Origin of the sequence: Serratia quinivorans (genome assembly GCF_946227985.1) — a bacterium.
In the GTDB taxonomy this organism is placed as follows: Bacteria; Pseudomonadota; Gammaproteobacteria; order Enterobacterales; family Enterobacteriaceae; genus Serratia; species Serratia quinivorans_A.
In genome coordinates this window covers 1,161,075-1,183,353 of sequence record NZ_CAMKGL010000001.1, presented here as the reverse complement: position 1 = coordinate 1,183,353, position 22,279 = coordinate 1,161,075, and the positions used below count along the sequence as shown (strand labels likewise).

The 22,279-nt window shown below is 52.2% G+C and carries 20 protein-coding genes and 1 pseudogene; 11 read left to right on the top strand and 10 right to left on the bottom strand.

Going from position 1 to position 22,279, the window contains the following annotated elements; all coding sequences use genetic code 11:
• Window positions 1-61: 61 nt before the first annotated feature.
• Together OCH02_RS05510 and OCH02_RS05505 are read right to left on the bottom strand one after the other, a co-directional pair.
• Window positions 62-295, bottom strand: coding sequence for a hypothetical protein (locus OCH02_RS05510; protein ID WP_261430279.1), 234 nt, complete (start codon window positions 293-295; stop codon window positions 62-64).
• Between the two features lie 2 nt (window positions 296-297).
• Window positions 298-1,272, bottom strand: a complete 975-nt coding sequence (locus tag OCH02_RS05505; protein ID WP_261430277.1) for a hypothetical protein — start codon at window positions 1,270-1,272, stop codon at window positions 298-300.
• 238 nt (window positions 1,273-1,510) lie between these two features.
• Here OCH02_RS05505 and OCH02_RS05500 point away from each other — a divergent pair, with 238 nt between their 5' ends.
• The 3 genes from OCH02_RS05500 (at window position 1,511) to OCH02_RS05490 (ending at window position 4,590) form a co-directional block, all read left to right on the top strand.
• Window positions 1,511-3,004 (top strand): helix-turn-helix transcriptional regulator, encoded by a 1,494-nt coding sequence (locus OCH02_RS05500; RefSeq protein WP_261430275.1) that lies wholly within the window; start codon window positions 1,511-1,513, stop codon window positions 3,002-3,004.
• Window positions 3,005-3,176: 172 nt separating this feature from the next.
• On the top strand, window positions 3,177-4,151 hold the full coding sequence (locus OCH02_RS05495; RefSeq protein ID WP_261430273.1) for a Dyp-type peroxidase: 975 nt from the start codon (window positions 3,177-3,179) through the stop codon (window positions 4,149-4,151).
• A gap of 121 nt (window positions 4,152-4,272) precedes the next feature.
• Window positions 4,273-4,590, top strand: a complete 318-nt coding sequence (locus OCH02_RS05490) for a cupin domain-containing protein (RefSeq protein ID WP_012145173.1) — start codon at window positions 4,273-4,275, stop codon at window positions 4,588-4,590.
• Between the two features lie 126 nt (window positions 4,591-4,716).
• Here OCH02_RS05490 and OCH02_RS05485 read toward each other — a convergent pair whose 3' ends face one another.
• Complete coding sequence (locus OCH02_RS05485; protein WP_261430272.1) at window positions 4,717-5,139, bottom strand: hypothetical protein; 423 nt, start codon at window positions 5,137-5,139, stop codon at window positions 4,717-4,719.
• A pseudogene (locus tag OCH02_RS05480) lies at window positions 5,132-5,826 on the bottom strand (hypothetical protein). The gene OCH02_RS05485 and the pseudogene OCH02_RS05480 overlap by 8 nt, the downstream one beginning before the upstream one ends.
• A gap of 435 nt (window positions 5,827-6,261) precedes the next feature.
• Here OCH02_RS05480 and OCH02_RS05475 point away from each other — a divergent pair.
• Window positions 6,262-6,651 (top strand): nuclear transport factor 2 family protein, encoded by a 390-nt coding sequence (locus tag OCH02_RS05475; protein WP_261430270.1) that lies wholly within the window; start codon window positions 6,262-6,264, stop codon window positions 6,649-6,651.
• A 259-nt stretch (window positions 6,652-6,910) separates the two neighbouring features.
• On the opposite strand, the gene OCH02_RS05470 is transcribed toward OCH02_RS05475, so the two are convergent.
• Complete coding sequence (locus tag OCH02_RS05470; protein WP_261430269.1) at window positions 6,911-7,351, bottom strand: NUDIX hydrolase; 441 nt, start codon at window positions 7,349-7,351, stop codon at window positions 6,911-6,913.
• A 108-nt stretch (window positions 7,352-7,459) separates the two neighbouring features.
• Window positions 7,460-8,797, bottom strand: a complete 1,338-nt coding sequence (dsdX, locus tag OCH02_RS05465) for a D-serine transporter DsdX (protein ID WP_261430268.1) — start codon at window positions 8,795-8,797, stop codon at window positions 7,460-7,462.
• A gap of 206 nt (window positions 8,798-9,003) precedes the next feature.
• Here dsdX and dsdC point away from each other — a divergent pair, with 206 nt between their 5' ends.
• The 3 genes from dsdC to OCH02_RS05450 all read left to right on the top strand — a co-directional run bounded on the left by dsdC (window position 9,004) and on the right by OCH02_RS05450 (window position 13,005).
• Window positions 9,004-9,939 (top strand): DNA-binding transcriptional regulator DsdC, encoded by a 936-nt coding sequence (dsdC, locus tag OCH02_RS05460; RefSeq protein ID WP_261430266.1) that lies wholly within the window; start codon window positions 9,004-9,006, stop codon window positions 9,937-9,939.
• Between the two features lie 363 nt (window positions 9,940-10,302).
• Window positions 10,303-10,701: a DUF2946 domain-containing protein gene (locus tag OCH02_RS05455; RefSeq protein ID WP_410001231.1), complete on the top strand. Its 399-nt coding sequence runs from the start codon at window positions 10,303-10,305 to the stop codon at window positions 10,699-10,701.
• A gap of 246 nt (window positions 10,702-10,947) precedes the next feature.
• Window positions 10,948-13,005, top strand: coding sequence for a TonB-dependent copper receptor (locus OCH02_RS05450; RefSeq protein ID WP_410001243.1), 2,058 nt, complete (start codon window positions 10,948-10,950; stop codon window positions 13,003-13,005).
• Window positions 13,006-13,098: 93 nt separating this feature from the next.
• Here the strand turns inward: OCH02_RS05450 and OCH02_RS05445 are convergent, their stop codons facing one another.
• Window positions 13,099-14,553, bottom strand: coding sequence for an FAD-binding oxidoreductase (locus OCH02_RS05445; RefSeq protein ID WP_261430263.1), 1,455 nt, complete (start codon window positions 14,551-14,553; stop codon window positions 13,099-13,101).
• A gap of 68 nt (window positions 14,554-14,621) precedes the next feature.
• Complete coding sequence (locus tag OCH02_RS05440) at window positions 14,622-15,407, bottom strand: SDR family oxidoreductase (RefSeq protein ID WP_261430262.1); 786 nt, start codon at window positions 15,405-15,407, stop codon at window positions 14,622-14,624.
• Between the two features lie 385 nt (window positions 15,408-15,792).
• Here OCH02_RS05440 and OCH02_RS05435 point away from each other — a divergent pair, with 385 nt between their 5' ends.
• The gene (locus OCH02_RS05435; protein WP_261430261.1) at window positions 15,793-17,076 is read left to right on the top strand and encodes an MFS transporter; all 1,284 of its coding nucleotides are present in this window, start codon (window positions 15,793-15,795) and stop codon (window positions 17,074-17,076) included.
• Window positions 17,077-17,101: 25 nt separating this feature from the next.
• Window positions 17,102-18,562, top strand: coding sequence for an FGGY-family carbohydrate kinase (locus OCH02_RS05430; protein ID WP_261430260.1), 1,461 nt, complete (start codon window positions 17,102-17,104; stop codon window positions 18,560-18,562).
• On the opposite strand, the gene OCH02_RS05425 is transcribed toward OCH02_RS05430, so the two are convergent.
• Window positions 18,551-19,120 (bottom strand): glycerol-3-phosphate responsive antiterminator, encoded by a 570-nt coding sequence (locus OCH02_RS05425; RefSeq protein ID WP_261430258.1) that lies wholly within the window; start codon window positions 19,118-19,120, stop codon window positions 18,551-18,553. The genes OCH02_RS05430 and OCH02_RS05425 overlap by 12 nt on opposite strands.
• A gap of 95 nt (window positions 19,121-19,215) precedes the next feature.
• Window positions 19,216-20,133 (bottom strand): LysR substrate-binding domain-containing protein, encoded by a 918-nt coding sequence (locus OCH02_RS05420; protein ID WP_261430257.1) that lies wholly within the window; start codon window positions 20,131-20,133, stop codon window positions 19,216-19,218.
• 240 nt (window positions 20,134-20,373) lie between these two features.
• On the opposite strand from OCH02_RS05420, the gene OCH02_RS05415 reads away from it, so the two are divergent.
• Together OCH02_RS05415 and fae are read left to right on the top strand one after the other, a co-directional pair.
• The gene (locus OCH02_RS05415; RefSeq protein ID WP_261430254.1) at window positions 20,374-21,735 is read left to right on the top strand and encodes an MFS transporter; all 1,362 of its coding nucleotides are present in this window, start codon (window positions 20,374-20,376) and stop codon (window positions 21,733-21,735) included.
• 30 nt (window positions 21,736-21,765) lie between these two features.
• The gene (gene fae, locus OCH02_RS05410; RefSeq protein ID WP_261430253.1) at window positions 21,766-22,269 is read left to right on the top strand and encodes a formaldehyde-activating enzyme; all 504 of its coding nucleotides are present in this window, start codon (window positions 21,766-21,768) and stop codon (window positions 22,267-22,269) included.
• The last annotated feature ends 10 nt before the right edge of the window (window positions 22,270-22,279 follow it).

Here is a 22,279-nt window from a genome sequence, read left to right as displayed (position 1 = left end):
ATTAAATGGCCCGAGTCCGGTGGTGTATCCGGCTCGGGCCTGGCGGGTCGCTTAATGTGAATTAAGTTGTCGCGTCATTAATCTCCAGCGGTTTCTGCTTGCTCAGCAGATGCAGCAGTAAAGACACCCGTCGCTCCGTCCGTTCCGGGGTATCCGGCGGCAAGTTATAACGCAGGGTATAGCGCTCGTTTTTTTCATTGTAAAAATCGAGGGTAAGCACCGGCACTGAAGCCCCCACGACTTTACGATAGTTTAATGAGATAGATGACAGCTCCCGCTTTGTGGAAAGGTCCATCTTCATTCGCTCACAACCAGGGTACGACGCGTTGACAGCGCAATCCGTCCGATAGCAAAACTCAGGCCAGCACCCAACAGCAGCATCAGCAAGGAGCCCCAGGCGGCACGGGATACCTGTTTGGCCGCAACGTCAGCCGCTTCACGCGCTTTCTGCTCGGCCTGAGCCTTGAGTTGCTCCACTTTTTGCACCGCCTGCTGATAGGCCTGGGCGTAATTGTCGACAATTTGGGTCGCCTCTGCGTGGCTCTTGCCGGTACGTGCGGCGACGATGTTCACCAGCGCGTCTTTATCCGCCGCGTTCAGGGTAGGTTCGCCGGATTGCTTAACGCGCTCGAACCATTGCTTAAGCTCCGTGGCCGCCTGTGCCGGGTCGCTCGCCGCATCGGTCGCCGACTGCTTGCCGTCTGCACCGGCCTGCTCGGTTTTCTGTTGCAGTGTGGACGGGTCTAATTCAGTTTTTCCGGTTTGCTTGAGCGTTGTAGCCAGCTGATTTTGCAGGTCATCCCAATCCAGGCTGATGCCTTTTTTATCAAGTTGCTGTTTAACGCTGTCACCAATACCCGGCGCTGCCGCCGCCACACCGTTGCCCGCCAGAGACAGCCCCTTGCCAACCGCACTGCCGGCCAGACCGACTACGCCGCTCGCCAAGGAAATAACCAGCCAGGTGGTCAGCAAGGTAGTGACCGCCCAGCTCAACAGGCCATGCAAGCCACCGCGGTTGGGGGCCGTGCGGCCGGCGACAAAGGCTCCTGCGGCCAGGGAAAGCAACGTGGTGACGAACAGCCAGATGCCGGTCCCCACGCCGAAGCCACTCAGGGGATTGCCTGCGTGCAACGGATCCACGGCCGATGCGCCGACAGCAGTACCCAGTACACTCAATATCAGATAGGTCACCAGCGCCATGGCACTCCCGGCCAATATTGAGCCCCATGAAACGTTAAACGCCAGGCGATTGGATTCATAGACAGTGGTCATTGTTATTCCTTATATTTACTGGACAAGTGGTTGTACGCGCAGCACTCCGCTGCGCCGACAGAATCAGTCTGCCGCTGTCCACCACTCAACGTCCCGGTTCATTTGCACCCATGGAGCTAGTGCATTCACACCCCGCGAATGAACTACTTAAGCACTATGCTGGTTGGGAAGTCGTGTCATTGTCAGGAGCGCCGATCGCCGCCCGGTGGCCTGAGACCTTTTGTCTTATGGAGAAATAATGAGCCAGTCCGTTCTTGCCAGCGAAACCAACCGTAGCCAACTACAACAGATCATCTCAGGACTGACCGAAGGGGTGATCCTGACTGAAGTCGACCGGACCATTCTGTGGGCCAATGAGGCCGCACTGAGCATGCATGGGTTGACCAGGCTGAGTGAGTTGGGTGCCAATGCCCAGGAGTATGAAGAGCGCTTTGCCTTGCGTTATCGCAATAATCATCCTTTGAGCTCAGAGCAATATCCGCTTAACCGGGTGGCTGCCGGCGAGGAGTTCAGCGACGTGCTGGTCGAGGTACGGCCCGCTGACGAGGCGGATTTTCTCTGGGTTCACCGTTTACGCAGCCTGATTATCACTGACGCCAAAGGGCAGCCCGAGCTGCTGGTATTGATCCTGAGTGACGCCACCGAATGGGCCAGCGCCGAAGAGCGCTTTGAAAAAACCTTCAATGCCAATCCAGCGCCCGCGGTGATCTGTAGCCTGAGCGACCTGCGTTACATTAAGGTTAATCAGGGGTTCCTCGATATGACCGGCTATAGTCGCGAACAGGTAATGGGTAACTCGGTCTACGCGCTGGATGTGCTGGAGCAAGCGGAGCATAAGGATCTGGCGGTGCAGCGTTTGAGCGAAGGGGCAACCATTCCGCAGATGCAGGCCGAGTTAAAGCTGCCTGCCGGAGGAACCAAACTGGTGATCGTCGCCGGCCAACCGCTGGATATTAATGAAGTCGATTGCATGCTGTTCACTTTCACCGACCTTGAGCCCCGCCGTAAGGCCGAGTCGGCGCTGCGCGAGAGTGAAGAACGGTTCGCCAAGTCCTTTCGTTTGAGCCCGGTCCCCACGCTGGTGTGCACGGCAGACAAGCAGCAGGTGCTGGATATTAACGAAGCCTTTATGAAGACCACCGGCTATGTCGCTGAGGAGTTGATCGGCAAGAGAGTCGAGGATATCAATTTTATCGATGGGCAAGGGGAATGCCGGCGCTTGTTTGCCTTACTGGGAAAAACCGGCAATGTAGAAAGCCAGGATCTTAAACTCCGCAAGAAGGGCAACGAAGTGATCGACTGTGTGGTATCTGCCGATGCCGTCAGTATTCATGACGCTCCCTGTTACCTGTTGGTCATGATGGACATTACCGAGCGCAAACGTTCGGAACTGGAGTTGGTCTCCGCCATCGAGGAAGTGATGCAGGACGCTTCCTGGTTCAGTCAGACGCTGCTCGAGAAACTGGCCAATGTGAAAAGCATCAATAAGCCCAACCTGTCCGGATTTTCCTTCACCGATCTTACCGCCCGTGAGCGCGATGTGTTGGGGTTAATCTGCGAGGGGCTTCCGGACAAGAAAATCGCCACGCGACTCAATCTTGCCCCCAATACGGTGCGCAATCATGTGGCGATGGTGTATTCCAAACTTGACGTACACAGCCGCAGCGAAGCCATTGTCTGGGCCAGAGAGCGGGGGTTGTTTGCCGGTGAGCGGCAGTCTAAAAAGGGATGATAGGGTACGAATGTACTGGATATCGCCCGCATTTTGCGTGCATTTCTGCTATTCCAGCCAAGCAGTTTGTTACTCAATGTCAATGGTATATGCAGGGATATAGCTTGGCTATGCGGCGTCATCGACGCTAAGATAAATACCCTTGATTACTCACCCATTAGGGGAGATTTTCGTGAGCCAAGAATCAACTTCACCACTGTCGTTGGCGCAACGCGCGCTTGAGACCGAACCCCAATACATTGATGCGCCTATGACGGCCGCTGCCGCCTTTCTTATCCTCAAGGTCAAAGACGATAGTGCATCACTCGCCACCGCCCGAGCCGTGATCGCCAGCACCGAAGATCTGATTAAAAATGTCCAGATACGATCCATTGATGTCAGCTTCACCTGTAACGTCGGCATTTCGCATCGTGTCTGGGAGAGCCTTAGCGGAAAACCCGCGCCCAAAGAGCTGACGCCGTTTAAGGAAATCAAAGGCGCCAAGCATACGGCCGTGGCCACCTCCGGCGATTTGCTGTACCACGTCCGCGCAGGTGCGACAGATTTAATCATTGAGTTCGAGAAAATTCTGTTGGAAGCCTTTGGGGATTCGATCACTGTCGTCGATGAAGTTGCGGGATTCCGTTATTTCGACGGACGCGACCTGCTGGAGTTTGTCGATGGTACCGCGAACCCGGTGGGTCTGGCTCTACCACAGGCGACAATCGTGGGTGATGAGGATCCTGACTACGCGGGTGGCAGCTATGTGGTGATACAAAAATACTTGCACAATATGGCCGCCTGGCGTGCGCAGAAGGTGGAAACTCAGGAAGCCATTATCGGCCGCACCAAGTTTGATAACGTCGAGTTACCGGATGCAACAGAGGGACAAAAATCACATAAGACTCTGTGCACCATTGAAGATGAGCAGGGTGAACATGACATTTTGCGCGATAATATGCCCTTTGCCTCACCGGGGCGCGGTGAATACGGCACCTATTTTATCGGCTATTCACGCCATCTATGGGTGATTGAGAAAATGCTTGAGCGCATGTTCATTGGCAATCCGGCCCCTTTGCATGACCGCATCCTTGATTTCTCTACTGCCGTTGCCGGCGTTAACTTCTTTGTTCCTGCGCGAAAATTCTTAAGCGATCTGGCTGATTGAGTTCGCAAAAGTGAGTTTTTGCGTATGAGGCATACGTCCTATATATTTATTAATAGGCCTATAGGCCGTTAGGGAATAGTGTTACTTGATCCAACTAATCACTGATTACTAGGAAGCTATCATGCATAAAAGAACACTGGCGACACTGCACTACGAGAAAATGCCTTACGATGGGGTCTATTACCATATCTTGAAACGTGAGGCGCAGGGGCACACGGCGCTGTTGAAACTTGATGCTGGCAGTCATCAGTCAGCCAGAATGCATCCGGGCTGGGTCAAACTGATGGTCCTGTCTGGTGAGCTGAAAATTGGCGATCAGACTCTACAGGCTCATGAGATGTTGATGATCCCGGCTAAAACCGCCTATACGGTGGATGCCATCACCGAAGTTTTCTGTCTGGCGATTTCTGAACTCGATGGCGTGGAACTGGCCCGCTAGGGCGGTCTACAGATAAGCCAGGTTAGCGCTCACATTGGCTTATCTGGTGGAATTCCCCGTTACTGAGCGGGGAGTTCTGATTGAGTGCGGCAAAGTATCTCAACCCCCTGATAGAGTAGAAAATGGTTATGTGAAGTTGTAGACAACCTGCACAATTACGGTTTTCTCACCATTCAAAGTGCCGACATAAACAGATTCCTGAGGATCAGTTCTGCGCCAACACGCTGACTCAAAGTCACATTCAGCCCGTTTGTATCCTATGGACATCAGATAATCTTCTATTTTACTGGTATCTTGCGTATCGTAGAATTTCACTGCATACACATGCGCCGCAGGTCCTGTGATGTTTGCAAAATCAAAGGAATAACGGGTGGAAATTCGCGGCATTTTTCTTAGTATTTCAGGAGTATAAAAATCATACTCTCGTTTATCCTGCTCGGTATAGTGAGCGCTACCGGTGAACTCCATTTTAACCCATGGCCAGGCATAGGTGAGAGCAACAGTAATAATGATAGTTGCACCACCGAATACCTTAAGTGACTTACGCATAGGGTAATGTCCCCCCTTTAGCTTTGTCTATATATGAACCATCAGCGCTGGTGATACTAACTCTCCACGAATGGAAGTCACTCCAGGGTCTGACTGTCGTCATAAAATTCGGCAGAAAACCTCTTCGAGGCCTCGCATTGGGGAATTTTTCAGGGTCGGGGAATAAAAGTGGCAAAAAGGAATCGTTTTTCCAGGAGCCGATCTTGCCGTAATAATCCCATCTTTTTAGCGCCTCTGCTTTGCTGACCGGACGCAGAAGTTCAAAGGGATTAGGCAGGTTGACAACACGGTAAAAACCCAGCAAATCTGACACGAGATCTTCTCCGCTGAAGCCACTGTCTGTAACGCAATTGATGGGGAATGATGCCTGCAATCCTTCAAATTTCTGGGCCAGGGACATCATCATTGCCAGCGCAATGCTTCTGCGTTCGAAATACGAACGACCGCGTTTGATACGCCAGGTAATAAATTTGCCCATTTTCATGGTTCTGGTCGGATCAATCATAGACTGCGAATAGGTAACGTCGTAGCGTTCCTTGCCTGAAGATTCTCCAGAATCAAAACTTCTCAACAGCGTTCTTATATCAGTACCCTGAGCATGGCCGAGATCAATCCATCCAAGGACTTCGGTATATATAAGGTAAGATGACTTTGCCGACCATCAATAATATCATTTCTTTTACTCATCCTTAATCTCCTTTCCTTTTTAATTTATTTAAAAACCACCTTGTCCTAAATCTGGCAGCATTCGGGGGACATTAATACACTGAGCGGTGTGATGGAGCTCGGTAAGCTCAATGGAGTCAGTTCAGATGATGACAAATATATTCAAATACTTTCCCGAAACCGCACTTCAGACAGAAGCTGAAACCTTCGACACATTGCTATCATAACCTAATGTGAAAATTGAACGCATCATTTCTACAGGACAGTTGAGCCCACCAGATTTCTGGTATTGCCAGCAGCAAAGTGAATGGATCATGTTATTGCAGGGTTCGACAACGGTTTTGTTGGCTGTTCATTATGGGGGTCTTTAATGGTGCATTTTGACGACATCTGCAGGGGGATTAGTGCCAATTGTTTTCAGATTTCACGTAGCGCGATCAAAAAAAGGAGGGCGTTTTGACCGACTCGACACAGCTATTGGCATTAATCCAATCCCTGGAAGTTAAGCTGCATCTGCCGGTAACGAGGAACAACGTCGCTGTGGTCAGCGAGTTGCTGCATGACGACTTTGAAGAGATTGGGCGTTCAGGTCATAACTATGATAAACAGCAAACCCTGGCGGCACTTCAAATCGAAAGTGGTCAGACACCGATCTTTTCCGAAGGGTTTAAGCTGACCATCATTACCGAAGGCGCAGTGTTGCTGACGTACCGTAGTTTTCAACAAGGTGAAGATGGTGGCGTTACTCGATGTACATTGCGATCGTCGATCTGGTTGTTATCTGCAAATGACAATGGCGGTCGATGGCAGATGCGTTTTCATCAGGGCACGCCGACGAATTGTTGACGCAGGCGATGTTGGGCCAAAACCAAACAGTCACCAATGAACAGGCATTAGCTGCTGAAAGAAGCGGTAAAGAGAAAGGCGAGGTGAGCTATGGCCAGGTTGGACAGTCCGGTGCGCAGATATAAATGCAATTTAACATAATATACATTATGCGCACCAAGGTAACTGTACGTAGAATCTGAGCTTCTGGGTTTTATCATGGCCTTTCAAGATATCTCTACGTCGGTTTGCCGCCAGCCCACCTGATGAATGTCCACGGCTAAATCGACTCGAGTATCTCAGTTATGTTTTGTGGATAGACAATCTCATCCGTTGTTCTTAACTCTTCGATACTCCACCAGTGATGCTCACTGATGACACGCTTTTCTTCACCGCTCCAACGGTCAGTGTTGATCTCGCGATGTCTCACTCGCACAACGTAAAAATTTTCCTGCGCTTCAACCATCTCGCCATTCGGCAACATCATCTCAACGTTTCTTTGCGCCACACACTGGCCGACGTCATTGCACACAATGCCCGTTTCTTCCTGTAGCTCTCTAACAGCCGCTTGCTTATAGGACTCACCTTGTTCAACGCCGCCACCTGGTGTTGCCCAATATGATTGTCCCGCCAACGCACCAGAACTGTGCGTGAATTTAAACAACAAAACCTGTCCTGAAGGTTCAGTAATCAAAAGCCTGGAGGCTGGTCGCGATCGCACTTTATTCCATCCCTATACATTTCTGACCCAAAACAACCTTAATAACGGCAATCGTCGCAGGACTGCACCTGGCGACGATTACCGATGAAGATACCGGTACCGGCATACTCAAATAATGTATGAAAGCAGAAAGGTCATGCCCAGCGCCAATACCGAAGCGATAAAGGTGGCCGTAGTGTAATACTTGAAGGTTTCATTCAGTGTAGCTCCACAATATTGCTTCACCAACCAGAACAGTGAATCCGTCACTATGGTGCAGCCAATAGCACCAGAACCGATGGCAATGGTCACGATCTCCGGGCTAACATTGGGATAAAGCGACAACATCGGCGCGACTATCGCCGTGGCACCCATCATGGCTACGGTAGCGGAACCCACGGCAGCATGCAGAATAAGCGCAACCAGCCAGGCTAATAGAATAGGATGCATATGCAGGTTTGACAGCATCAGCGCCAGGGTGTCGGCCAGGCCACTGGTCTTCAAAATACTGTTAAATGCTCCGCCGGCACCGATGATCAACAAGATATTGGCAATGGAGGAGAAACCGGACTCCGTATGACTCAACAGCGCGCTCATCCCCATATGACGACGAATCCCAAGAACGTAGTAAGCCACAAATACAGCAATAAACATGGCAATGATCGGGTTACCGATAAACTCCATAGCGGCAAACAAGCGCCCTTCTTTATCCAGATTCAGCTCGGCAACCGTTTTGACCAGCATCAGTACTATGGGCAGCAAAACCGTAAACAGCGTTGCTCCCAGTGATGGCAGTGAATGTTCCTCTCGCACGGCCAGGTTGGAGAACTCAGGCGGTACCGCCTTAAACGGCAAGCGTTTACCCAGCAATTTCAGGAACAGCGGACCACCTACCAGTGATGCCGTCAGCCCGACGAAAAGGCCATAAACAATCACCGTACCCACATCGGCGCCCAGCTTGTTGGTAACAAATAACGCAGCCGGATGAGGGGGAACCACACAGTGCACCGCCATCAATGCGGTACACAAAGGAATGGCCAGCTTGAGTAATGAAGTCCCGGTTTTTCTGGCGATGGAGAATGCCAATGGGATCAATAGCACTACGCCCACTTCAACAAATAGCGTAATACCGCAAACCAAGCCGACCAACACCATAATCACGTCGACAGACAACCAGCGGCAGCGCTGCAACGCAATACCAATACGCTCCGCCGCGCCGGAGACCTCCATCATCTTGCCCAGAATGGTCCCCAGCCCAATGACCGCAGCCAAAAAACCCAGCGTACTGCCGATGCCGTTTTCGATGGCATTGACCATATCAATCGGGCCCATACCCATCATGCTGCCGACAAAGAAGCTTGCTAACAGCAACGCCAAAAAAGGGTGAAACTTAAACTTCACGATGGTCAAAATGATGATCGCGATACTGGCGATCAACGTGCCGGCAACCCAAACTTGCGAATCCATAGCCCATACCCCCGTCATAAACTGACTGTCATTGGACAGGAAAACGACGATCGGTGACAAACGATAAAAATCCGCTCTCACATGAGTAAAACAGAATCAAACAAGTGACTTACGCCAAAAAATGGTGCAATTTAGCGACATGAGTCAACTTTACTCACCAAGCTGGTGAGTAAATCGCAGATATTTTTAAATTTTCAGGGGGGATTATGACGGTAAATCTAACGGGGCCACATCGGTCACTGAATGGCTGGCAGTTATCACGGTTATTTACCTTTGAAGTGGCTGCGCGGCATGAGTCTTTCGCCATGGCGGCCGATGAGCTTTCTGTCAGCCCCAGCGCCGTCAGCCATAATATTAACCAGCTTGAGGCCAATCTGGGTATCCAGCTGTTTGTCCGCTCTCACCGTAAGGTAGAACTCACGACCGAAGGCAAACGGGTTTTTTGGGCGCTAAAATCTTCACTTGGCACCCTGAACCAGGAAATTCTGGATATCAAGAATCAGGCGCTATCAGGTTCATTAACGATTTACTCCCGCCCCTCCATTGCTCAGTGCTGGATTGTGCCGGCGTTGGCGGATTTCTCCCGGCGATACCCCGCCATTAACCTGACCATTCTGACCGGCAACGAATATGTGAACTTCCAACGCGCCGGCATTGATCTGGCGGTTTACTTTGACGCCACGCCGTCATCGCAGCTTCATTATCAATACCTGATGGATGAAGCGATCATCCCGGTATGCAGCCCGGAGTACGCCAGTCAATTTGAGCTGGCCGACTTTCCCGGCAACCTCTCCCACTGCACCCTGCTCCACGATCGACAAGCCTGGAACTATGATTCCGGTACCGATGAGTGGCACAGTTGGGCTCAGCATTTCGGTGTCAATCTGGATACCCCTCCGGGTATAGGTTTTGATCGTTCCGATCTGGCCGTTACGGCCGCCATCAATCATGTTGGCGTGGCTATGGGCCGCAAACGGTTGATCCACAAACGACTTAACTCCGGTGAACTGGTGGCACCCTTCCCGAAAATGGAGCTGAAATGTGACCAGCATTACTATGTATCGACACTTTCCGACCGCCAGTGGCCGAAGATTGACGCCTTCATTGCTTGGTTAAAAGCTCTGGGGGAACGCCCTGCGTAAGCAGCCGTCTCTCACGGAAGTGCGGATGTGGGCAGGTAATATCACTTAATCGTCTTTGTTGTCGAGGATGATATTTCCGATAGGAATGCGATGTTCAAGATATAACCACTTCTTCACTGCCAGTATTATTTACCGTCGGAACCAAGATATATCTTAATAGTTAAATTGGTTGAGAATGTGAGAAAAACGGCAATTCACTTTATCAATAGACTAACCCCGGATAAAATGTTTTAACATTTGCCAGATAAAACAGTACAATTCCGTCCGTTAATTTCGCACTAATTTAGGATATATGTGTCGTTAATTAGGACTGCCACATCGCGAAGCCGTCTCCCAGCCTGTCTGGGGATTTTTGCGATCCTGATGTTGTTCATTGCCCCGGTGATCTCCCGATCGCTGGAGCATGCGCGCGTCGGGCAGTCTGAAACCGCCAGCATGGCTGACTGCGGTATGGATATGTCGGCGCATATGCATCATCCGCCACCGTCAGCACCGAGCGGTAAGGCCAGCATGCCTGATATGCCAATGGCCATGCAGACCGGCAGCCACAATATGGCGATGATGATGGATGACAGCGCCTGCGGTTACTGCGTGCTGCTGATCCATGTGCCGCTGTTGGACCTGGTCTATTCGCCGTTGTTCTGGTCCGGTTCGTTGCTGTCCCACGCTCCACCAGCGCATTACATCTTCCCGCTATTTGCCCATGTGGCCTACTCCAAGTCACAACCTCGCGCCCCACCAGCATCACTTCCTCTGATATAAAAATTAATAGACTGCAGCCAAATTATTCCTGTTGAGATAATTCAATCAGGAGGTTGACGCACGCCCGTCAGATTTACTGCTGCAGATCATTATTTATCGCAACTCGACTGGCGTTATTAATCCGCTATGGCGAGGACGACCCCATATTTACGGCGACATGATGTTCCGGGCATTACTGCGCCTAAATAATAACCGGTCGAGATGTGAAAATACGTTTAGCGTCAAAATTTACATTAAGGAACGATGATGTTCGGTAAAATCAAGAATTATAAAAAACACCCTCTGTCACTGCATATTGCTGCGGCGATGCCGTTGTTTGCACTGGTGGCCTTCAACAGCCATGCCGCTGAACAGCATCAGCATGATGTGGCCGTCAAAACCAACGACGGTGACGTCATTACCGTGACTGCGCCACTCTATTCACCGATGACCATAGTGACATCACCTAAAACACCCCGTCAGCCGGTGCCGGCCAGCGATGGATCGGACTACCTGAAAACCATTCCGGGCTTCTCGCAGATCCGTAACGGCGGTACCAATGGCGATCCGGTGTTTCGCGGCATGTTTGGCTCACGACTAAAAATTCTGACCGACGGCGGCGAAATGTTGGGTGCCTGCCCGGCAAGAATGGATGCCCCGACTTCCTATATCTCACCGGAAAGCTATGACCTGCTGACCATCACCAAAGGCCCGCAGACGGTGCTCTGGGGACCAGGTTCCTCAGCGGGAACGGTACGTTTTGAGCGTGAACGTCCGCGCTTTGACAAGCCAGGCATCAAGGGCAATGCCAGCGTATTGGCCGGTTCTAATGGTCGTTGGGATGAAAATATCGACGCCAGTCTGGGGGGCGAACAAGGCTATTTGCGCCTGATGGGCAACAAATCGCGTTCCAATGACTATCAGGATGGCAATGGCGACCGCGTACCATCGCGCTGGGATAAATGGAATGGTGACTTGGCGCTGGGCTGGACGCCAGACAGCGATACGCTGTTGGAGGTGACCATGGGCCGGGGTAATGGTGAAGCACGTTATGCCGGGCGTAGCATGGACGGTTCACAGTTCAAGCGTGAAAGTCTGGGCATGCGGTTTGAAAAATCCAACATTGGCGAGGTGCTGGATAAACTCGAAGCCCAGGTTTATTACAACTACGCCAACCATATTATGGATAACGTCACCCTTCGCTCCCCCGGTCAGGGCGGCATGGCGATGGGACACATGGGCATGGGGCATATGATGAATATGGGGATGACGATGCAACTGGATCGCCGCACCGTCGGCGGCCGCGTCATGGGTACCTGGCTATGGCAAGATTTCAAGTTGGAAAGTGGTATGGATACCCAAACCAACACTCACCGCAATAAACAAGGCGACGGTTGGCAGAAGGATGCGCAATTTCATAACTACGGCGCTTTTGGCGAACTGACCTGGACCGCGACCGAACAAAGCAAGGTTATCAGCGGTGCGCGCCTTGATCGCAGCCTGGTGGATAACTATAAATCGGTTAATAAGCGTGAACGTTCCGATACCTTGCCCAGCGGTTTTACGCGCATTGAGCATACGCTTGCCGATATGCCGCTGATGGTTTACGCCGGGATTGGCTATACCGAACGTTTCCCTGACTACTGGGAACTGTTCTCCCCGACTCTGGGGCCGAACGGCAGTAAAAACCCGTTTGATAGCGTGAAGAGTGAAAAGACCACGCAGATCGATATCGGCGCTCAATACACCGATAAACGCTTTAACAGTTGGGTGTCCGCGTACTTGGGTCATGTGAATGACTTTATCCTGTTCAAATACGATCCGCATCATGCTCGTATCAGTCAGGCCGATAACGTAAACGCAACCATTATGGGCGGTGAAATGGGCATGGGTTATCAACTTGCCGAGCACTGGAAAACCGATGCCAGCCTGGCCTATGCCTGGGGTAAAAATACCACTGACCACCAGCCACTGCCGCAAATTCCACCACTGGAAGCGCGCCTGGGTTTAACCTACGAACGTGGTGACTGGAGCAGCACCGGCCTTTGGCGTCTGGTCAGTAGCCAGCACCGTGTGGCGATCAATCAGGGTAACGTAGTGGGCAAAGACTTTGCCGACAGTCCGGGCTTTGGCGTGCTTTCCGCCAATGTGGCCTACAAGGTGCACCCGCAGGTCAAACTCAGTACCGGCCTGGATAACATCCTCAACAAAACCTACAGCGAGCATCTCAATCTGGCAGGCAACAGCACCTTCGGTTACTCCTCTAATACTTCGGTCAATGAGCCAGGGCGCACCCTCTGGGCCAAGGTCAATGTCACCTTCTAACTAAACGGAGCCGGGTGGTGATTATCATCACCCGGCAAATCATTTTTATTCACCTGTGTGCAGGAGGCCCGCTGAACCGGGCCAGTTGCAAGATTACTTTTCTAGCGGATAAATGGTGCCGGTGTTCATAATGCCGTTGGGGTCGTAGACCTCTTTCAATGCCTTCAGGATGTAATAGGCGCTGCCATGCTCGTCCTTGGTCCAGTGCGTACGATGCTTGCCGATACCATGGTGATGCACCATAGATCCGCCCTGCTTCAGCGTTTCCTCAACGATGATCTTGTTCAACGGATTGTGGTATTTGTCGATCTCCTCCTCTGGCTTGCAGCCCACCACGTTGTAATCGTAAACGAAGTACATATTGGTGCCATTGATATAGCTATGGGAAGAGTGCCCGCCCAGCATGGTGATGTCCGCGACGTGGGGGAATTCGGCACGTATCCGGTGGATCACGTTTTCATAAATGGTGTTGATACTCGCCCAGTCACCAGAAACCTCGGTGGTGAACCCCATATTATTGGTTTTCATGATCTGTACGCGTTCGGCCTCTACCTTCTCCGGCCCCCAGTTCAGATTATTGAACCACTGTTCGATCAGTTTACTGTCCACCTTATGGCACTCGGCATGGCGCTGTACGATCGCCTCAATACCGGCGCCAGTCGCCTGCGCGATGCCTTTGGCTCCTTCAGCCATAAAGATCAGCACGCATTTCCCTTTGGCAAAATGAGTAAAGTGCTGAGTGCCGTCTTCCGCATCATAGAGTCTGGCGATGGATGGACGGTAGCCATCGACCATCACTTCACGCAGGATGTCGAAACCGGTTTGCATATTGTCGAGGGTATAGCCATAAAACAGGTTGTTCTCCGGCGTGTATTTGAAAATTTTGACTGTCACTTCAGTGATATAGCACAACGCCCCTTCGTTGCCGATAATCACATGGCGAATATCTGGCCCGGCCGCACGGCGCGGCACATTTTTGATCCGGGTAATGGTGCCGTTGGGGAACACCGCCTCCAGCCCGACCACCATGTCTTCAATCGCCCCGTATAGCGTAGACAGTTGACCGATGCTGCGGGTTGCCACCAGCCCACCCATTTGCGCCAACGGCTTGGACTGTGGCGAATGCCCGGTGGTATAACCCTGAGCCCGCAATTGATTCTCCAGCACTTCCAGTGGTACACCGCACTGGGCCGTGGCCTGCATATTGCGGATATCGATGCTGACCACCTGGTTCAATCCCGAACCATCCAGCACCACCGAGTTTTTTACCACCGTCTCCAACCCCCCTTCGGTGGCAGACGCGCCGGTACGGGGCACGCAGTTGATACGATTTTCGTTCATAAACTTCAGTACGTCAGCCACCTGTTGGGTATTCTCCAGCTTGACGACCGCCGCAGGTAACGGCTGGGTGAATACCCCGTGGATATCGGCATATTTACGGAAACGATCGACGCTGTTTTTTTTCAGCACTTCTTCATCAGTAATAACCCGTGCCGGGCCAACGATTTCTTTTAAATGAGTGACAATAGCTTCACGAGACAGAGACATGATTATTCCTTCCTGATAATAAGAATATAAAACTTGCTGCCTGAGATAAAACGAGCTCTCCCGTCTATTTAACGAACCAGATAACCACCATCGACCACCAACAAATGGCCATTAACATAATTTGATGCCTTACTGGCCAAGAATACCATCGCCCCCATTAAATCCTGGGTATCGCCCCAACGGTTGGCGGGAATATGTTCCAGCACGCGGCGATTGGTTTCCGGATTACTGCGAGTCTCGGCGGTAATATCGGTGGCATAATAACCCGGCGCAATGCCATTGACCTGAATGTTATATTGGCCAAGTTCATCACAATACGCTTTGGTAAAACCCGCCAACGCATGTTTAGTCGCGGAATAGGCCGGGGACCATTGCCCGCCGAGATAAGAAAACAGAGAACAGATATTAATGATCTTGCCCTGTTGATTGGGGATCATCACCTTGGCGGCTTCGTAACTCATTTCAAAAGCGGCGGTCAGATTGATGTCAATCATCGGATCCCAGTCCGCCCGGCCAAAATCCAGCACCTTGTTCAGTTTGCAGATCCCTGCGTTGTTCACCAGGATATCCACGCTGCCGAAGTCCGCCATACATTGCGCGATGACCCTTGCCGGTGCCCCTTTTTCGGTGATATCCACCTGCATAAACTCAACGCGAACGCCCTGCTGCTCAATGATTTCACGGGTTTGGCCGCGATCCATCGCAACGCTGGGAATGAACAGGTTGGCACCGGCTTTGGCCAGGGCAACGGCAAACGCCTGTCCCAGCCCGCTGTTGCCACCGGTGACAATGGCCGTCTTGCCCTTCAATGAAAAGAAATCCAGTGAGAACGCATTCAATGCATCTAGTGACATATGCTGACTCCTTAGCTTGAAAAAAATGCAAAAAAAATGAGAAAAGTAAGCTCCTCTGCGGGGGGCAGAGAAGTTACTTTTCTCATCGGCTCTAGTAACTGAGGAGCAAGCTAACATAAGGCATTAACGCCATTCTGTGATTTGATTCACAAAAAGCATTTCATCCCTAAAATTACCGTATTCGAGATTATTATGAACAATTACCCCGCCTCATCTCTTGCGGTTTTTATTTTAACCTTTTGTGATGGTAGTCACTGTTATAATTATCATCGCCATGCTATTTGTTAATGCAGTTACTGAATGAGCCGAAGAGAAAAGTAACTTCCCGCAATGCGGGGAGCTTGCTTTTCTCTTTTTTTGTTTGACATTTTTACGGGGGTGCCGCATGAAAAAAACAAATTTTCACCGCTGGTTAACGCTGGCGATAATAAGCATTAGCGGCGGCGTGAGTTTTGATTTGGCCTATTTACGTTATATATATCAGATACCCATGGCGAAATTTATGGGTTTTTCCAATACCGAAATAGGGTTAATAATGAGCACCTTTGGCATCGCCGCTATTATCCTTTATGCCCCCAGCGGTATTATCGCCGATAAATTCTCCCATCGTAAAATAATGACCTTCGCCATGATCGCCACCGGACTACTGGGCGGGCTGATGGCACTCTACCCCCCTTTCTGGATGATGATCCTGATCCAGGTTGCGTTCGCCATTACCACTATTCTGCTGTTGTGGTCCGTTTCCATCAAGGCGGCGTCGCTGCTGGGCGATCATACGGAACAAGGCAAAATCATGGGTTGGATGGAGGGGCTGCGCGGCGTCGGCGTTATGGCACTGGCGGTATTCACCATGTGGATATTCTCGCTGTTTGCGTCCGAGGATCCCAACAGCCTCAAAGCGGTGATCCTGATTTACAGCGGCGTGTATATTCTGCTCGGCGTGTTGTGCTGGTTCTTTGTCAGCGAGGGTTCAACCCAGGTGGCGGACAATACAGAGCCTTCGCGACGCTTTAGCCTCGGCGATATCCTCAGTGTGTTGAAGGTCAGTACCACCTGGTATTGCAGCATGATCATTTTCGGTGTTTACACCATCTATGCCATCCTGAGTTACTCCACCAATTATCTGACCGAAATGTATGGCATGACGCTGGTGGCCGCCAGTTATATGGGTATTGTCATCAATAAAATTTTCCGCGCCATGTGCGGCCCGCTCGGCGGCTTGATCACCAGCCATAGCCGGCTGAAATCCCCCACCCGGGTGATCCAGTTGCTGGCGGTGGTCAGTTTGTTCACGCTGGTGGCCCTGTTACTTACCAATCGGCAACCCGCGTCGGTCGCCGTCGGTATCGCTTTGATTCTGCTGTTGGCTTTTGCCTGCTACGCCTCACGCGGGCTGTATTTCGCCTGCATAGGTGAAGCCCGCACGCCAAAATTCATTATGGGGACGACCGTCGGCATCTGCTCGGTGATTGGTTTCCTGCCGGACGTGTTTGTTTATCCGCTGGTCGGACACTGGCAAGACACCCTGCCCGCCGCCGAGGCCTACCGCAATATGTGGCTGATGGGCCTGGTCGCCACCGGTTTGGTGGTGGTGTTTACTTATCTGTTGTTCAACAAGATCAAAACTACCGACGCTAAAACCATAACCACAAAGCCGGCCGTCGGGTAAGGCATTTTTCTTAAGGAGCGATCGCATGAAGAAGAAGTATCTGATGGGGGTGGACGTTGGCACCCAAAGCGCAAAAGTGGTTATTTTTGATTTGGACGGCAAGGTCATTTGCGAAGGTAAACAGCAGCTGCGCAAACTGGATATCCCCGCACCGCTGTTGGCGGAACACCCTGATGACGACCTGTGGCATGCTTTAAAAGTAGCGTTTCGCCGCGTGATGCAGCATTTTGCCGACCGTGGCGGTCAACCGCAGGACATTGTGGCGATGGGCGTCTGCATCATTCGCTGTTGCCGGGCGTTACTGAAAGAAAGCGGCGAACTGGCCTACCCGGTCATCAACTGGATGGATAAACGCCTGAATAAGCCCTATGAATATATCGAGGCTTACCGGGGCGTGCGCTATGTCACCACCACCTCCGGCTATATCACGCACAGGTTGACCGGTGAGTTTAAAGATACCTGCGCCAACTATATCGGCTGGTGGCCGATGGACAATGACACACTGGACTGGAGCACCGATCCGCAAGTTTGGCAAAGCTGCAACCTGACGCGCGATCAGGTTTTTGATGTGGTGAAGCCGGGGGAAATCCTCGGTCATCTCAGCGAACGTGCGGCGCAACACATCGGCTTGCCTGCCGGTATTCCCGTCGTGGCGACCGCACACGATAAGGCGGTAGAAGCCCTGGGGGCCGGTTCGCTGGATGAGGGGGTTGCGTTAGTCTCGCTGGGCACCTATATCGGTGCCATGGTGCATGGCCATACCAATGTGAAAAATGCGCAGAATTTCTGGCCGTTTCAGGCCTCGATCCCCGGCCGCTATTTGTATGAATGCATGGGCGTTCGACGTGGCATGTGGACAGTCAGCTGGTTTCGCGACCAATTTGGTGCCGCAGCGCTGTCTGCTGCCCATGACGCCGGGGTGAGCATCGAAGATCTGCTAAACCAAGAGGCAGAACGCGTGCCTGCCGGGTGTGAAGGGTTAATCACCGTGCATGACTGGGCACCCCCTCCTGAAGCGGAATTCCGCAAAGGCGCGATGATCGGTTTCGACGGGCGTCACACCCGGGCGCATATGTATCGTTCCATTCTGGAAGGCATTGCCTTCACCATGAAAAACCACATGGACAAGATGGCGCAGGAACTGAATACGCCGTTCCACAGCCTAATCATTTCCGGCGGCGGGGCCAACAGCGACCTGTTTATGCAGATTTTTGCCGATGTGTTTGGTATCCCGACCAGGCGTAATTTGATGAGTGGTTCTGCTGCGGTGGGTTGCGCCATCAACGCCGGTATGGCGGTAGGTGTATTCGACAGTTATCAGCAGGCAACCGACACCCTGGTGAAAGTAGGTGAAAGCTTTACGCCGGACGCCCACAACCACCGCTTTTACCAACAACTCAATCAGCAGGTTTATCAGCGGGTGAGCACCCATCTCGATCCCCTGTTACGAGCGCTCAGTCCCCTGGTGGATGAGTTAACGCTTTAATTTCCACACGTCATGGTTGGTGGTGGAGACGGCTATAGCCCCGGCTTTTAATGCCGTCTGGGCGTCGTCTTCATCACAGACCAAACCACCAGCAATGATCGGCAGATCAATCTTGTCTGCCACCCATCCCAACACTTTCGGCATGCAGCCCGGCAGGATCTCAATACAGTCCGGCGTGGACTGCGCCACCTGTTTATCGACGTTATTAAAGGAGATGGAGTCGAGGATAAACAACCGGTGAATGGCATAGAACCCCTGCTGACGCGCGGCTTTCACCATTGAGGTTTTGGTGCTGATGATGCCGTCGGCGGCCGTCACGATCTTCAAAAAGTTAATCACGATTTCTTTGTTGGAACTGCCTTCCAGCAGGTCAACGTGAACAAAGGCGTATTTCCCGGCTTCTTTAATCTGCTGCACGATGCGCCCGATATTACAGATGTTGCCGTAGAGCACCGAAATAATCCGGCAATCCGACTTTACCGCTGCTTGCAGGCTTTCATTATCTTTTACTGCGGCAATCACCGGATGCAGTTTTAACAACTCAACAATTGAAGACACGTTTTTCCCCAGTCAGGCCCGTCCGGATGGGGAACGAGCAATGTTCATTAACAATAAGGTAACACACCCACACATCCCGGTATCGCCACGTCTGCTCATACCGCCGCCATCATGCCCGACATCGGTTCAAGCAGCTGTGATAGCTGCACAATTTCTTCCTGCAGCCAGTCATGAAAGTAACCTACCCGAGGTAAATCGCGCTTGCCGGCCGGAATTTCCAGCCAGTAGCCGTTGCGACTTTTCAACTCCAGCGGTGACAGTAACACCAACAGTCCAGTTTGCAGTTCATTACGGATCATCAATCGATCCAGTACCGCATAGCCGGCACCGGTAATGCAGGCGTTAATCACCTGATCCTGGGTACTGAATTCCAGCCCGCTCTGCTGACCGGCAATCACTTGACCCGCCGCCGCCAGCCAGCATACCCAGTTATCCAGCCGGATATCACCGTTAAGAATGTGCAACTGCGGCTGGGTATGCAACGGCGGGAAGGCCTCATTGACCATCAATAAAGGGCTGCCGACCAGCACCAGGCGTTCATGACATAACCATTCCCCATTGACGGCACAATCGGCCGGTTCGCCAAAACGAATGGCACAGTCAAAGTCGCAATATTTTTGCCGGGTCTCGCTGATCAAAGCGATCTGCAACTGGCTGTTACGGCGACGTAACGCCACCAGTCGCGGTGCCAGCCAGCGGGTCGCGAAGGTCGGCGCTACCTGTAGCCGCAGATGCTGCAACGGATTGTGCAACTGCACCTGTTGGATCCCCTCCTCGAGGATATCCAATGACTGCCGTACCCGCGGCAACAGCAAAATTGCATCCTGGGTTAGCGCCAGGCCGCTGTGGCTACGGATAAACAGCAATTTCCCCAGAAACTCCTCCAGCTGTTTTATCTGACGGCTGGCCGCGCTTTGAGTAATAAACAATGCCTCTGCCGCCTTGCTGAAACTCAGCGTCCGGCAGGTTTCTTCGAATACACGCAACATACTGAGTGATGGAAGTTTTCTCACGATCCACAGCGCCTCTGTTCAGCAACCCACCTGTTAATCATATGTTGCTAATTTGCAGTTATTCGCCAGCCTCCGTGGCGCTTATTTCTGTAAAACCAGAAGCCGATCACATGCATTTTCTACCTGAGGGTATGACTAAAACGCACTCGCCGACGACCCCGAACTGCTGCCACATTGTTCACGCATTCAAAACAAAACTCTAACAACAACCCTACACCGCTCCTACCGGAGGACTGGTCAATGCAAAATCTGACATCGCAACAAATTCGTATGGATGACGTCCCTTTAAACCGATTCCATCTCAAAATCGCCGGACTGACGTTTGGTGCCCACTTTACCGACGGATACGTACTGGGCGTCATTGGTTTCGCCCTGGCACAAATCAAACCACAAATGGGGATCTCCGCCTTTTGGGAAGGCATGCTCGGCAGCTCAGCGTTGATCGGGTTGTTTATCGGTAGTCTGGCCCTCGGCTGGATCGCCGATCATATTGGACGGCAAAAGATATTCTGCTTCAGCTTTGTGGTGATCACCCTCGCCTCGGCGCTGCAGTTCTTTGCCACTACGCCGGAGCAACTGTTCCTGTTACGGGTCATGGTGGGCATTGGGCTCGGCGGTGACTTTTCTGTCGGGCATACCATGCTTGCCGAATTCTCCCCGCGTAAACACCGTGGCGTGCTGCTGGGATCCTTCAGCGTGATTTGGACCTTCGGCTATGTTGCGGCCGGATTTGCCGGTCACTTTCTGACGGCGATGGGCCCGGATGCCTGGCGTTGGCTACTCTCGTCCTCTGCAGTGCCGGCATTCATCATTCTGATCATGCGTATCGGCACGCCGGAATCCCCCCGCTGGCTGCTGGGCAAAGGCCGTCGTGAACAGGCCATGGCGATTGTTCACCGCTATTTCGGCCCGAATGTGATGCTGGTCGGTGAAGCGCCGACCCTCAGTAAACCGCGATTTTTGTCGCTGTTTGGCCCCCTTTATCGTCGTCGAACCGCGTTCAACAGCCTGTTCTTTGTCTGTCTGGTGATCCCGTATTTCGCAATTTATACCTTCTTGCCGTCCATTTTGCAGGTAATGGGCCTGGACCAAAACTTCTCGACCGACCTGTTGCTCAACGGTCTGCTGATCGTCGGTGCGCTGCTTGGCATTGTGCTGACGATGTTCTGCTCACGACGGGGTTTCCTGATTGGCGCCTTCGTGTTCCTGGCCGCCTGTCTGATGCTGCTGAGCCTCATTCCCGCCAGCCAAACGGCCTGGCTGATTGCCCTGTTTGCCGCCTTCACCCTGATTATGTCGGCGGTCAGCAACCTGGTCGGCGTTTTCCCGGCGGAAAGCTTCCCGACGGAAGTGCGATCGATGGGCGTCGGCTTCGCCACCTCAATGAGCCGTTTGGGATCGGCTATCGGCACCGGTCTGTTGCCGTTGGCGATTGTCCACTATGGCATGCCCGCCACCACCGGCATTCTGGCGGTGATTTTAATTATTGGCGCATGGGTCTCCATTGCCTGGGCGCCGGAAACCAAAGGATTAACCCTGGTTGATGCCAGCCAGGATCCAGCACAGCGCGCAGAAAATGCGTTGCTGACATCAGCTAAATAACACCATCTTATTGAAAACAGGAGTAATAACGTGGAAATGTATATCGGTGAAGGCTTTGAAGGTAATGGCGTAAACGCCTCGCACATCAATATTATGATTGGACCGCGTCATGGCGTGGTGGGTCAGGCATTTTCTTCCAGCCTGGCGTCCCCCAGCCAGGGGCACTGCCCGTTTATGGTGGTGGTGAAACCCAATGTGCCGACCAAGCCGATGACCCTGTATGTCAACAAGGCTGAAATCAGCAGCGAACTGCATGGCAACGCTACCTGGGGAGCCTCTCAGGCGGCGATCGCCAAAGCGGTGGCCGAAGCCTTGCTGGAAGCTATTCTGCCGCCGGAGGCCGAAGACCAGTGGTGTATCGTGACGGCGAACTGGGTCAACCCAGCCTGCGACAATCTTGACGAGGTGTATCGCAATAACTATCGCGCCTGCCGTCAGGCCATCCACGCCGCGATGAATCGCTTACCCAACCGCAGCCAGCTTGCCGACGCCCTGCCGCAATTGTCTAACCCCTTCTATACGCCGCGTGTCTGAGGAAAACCCC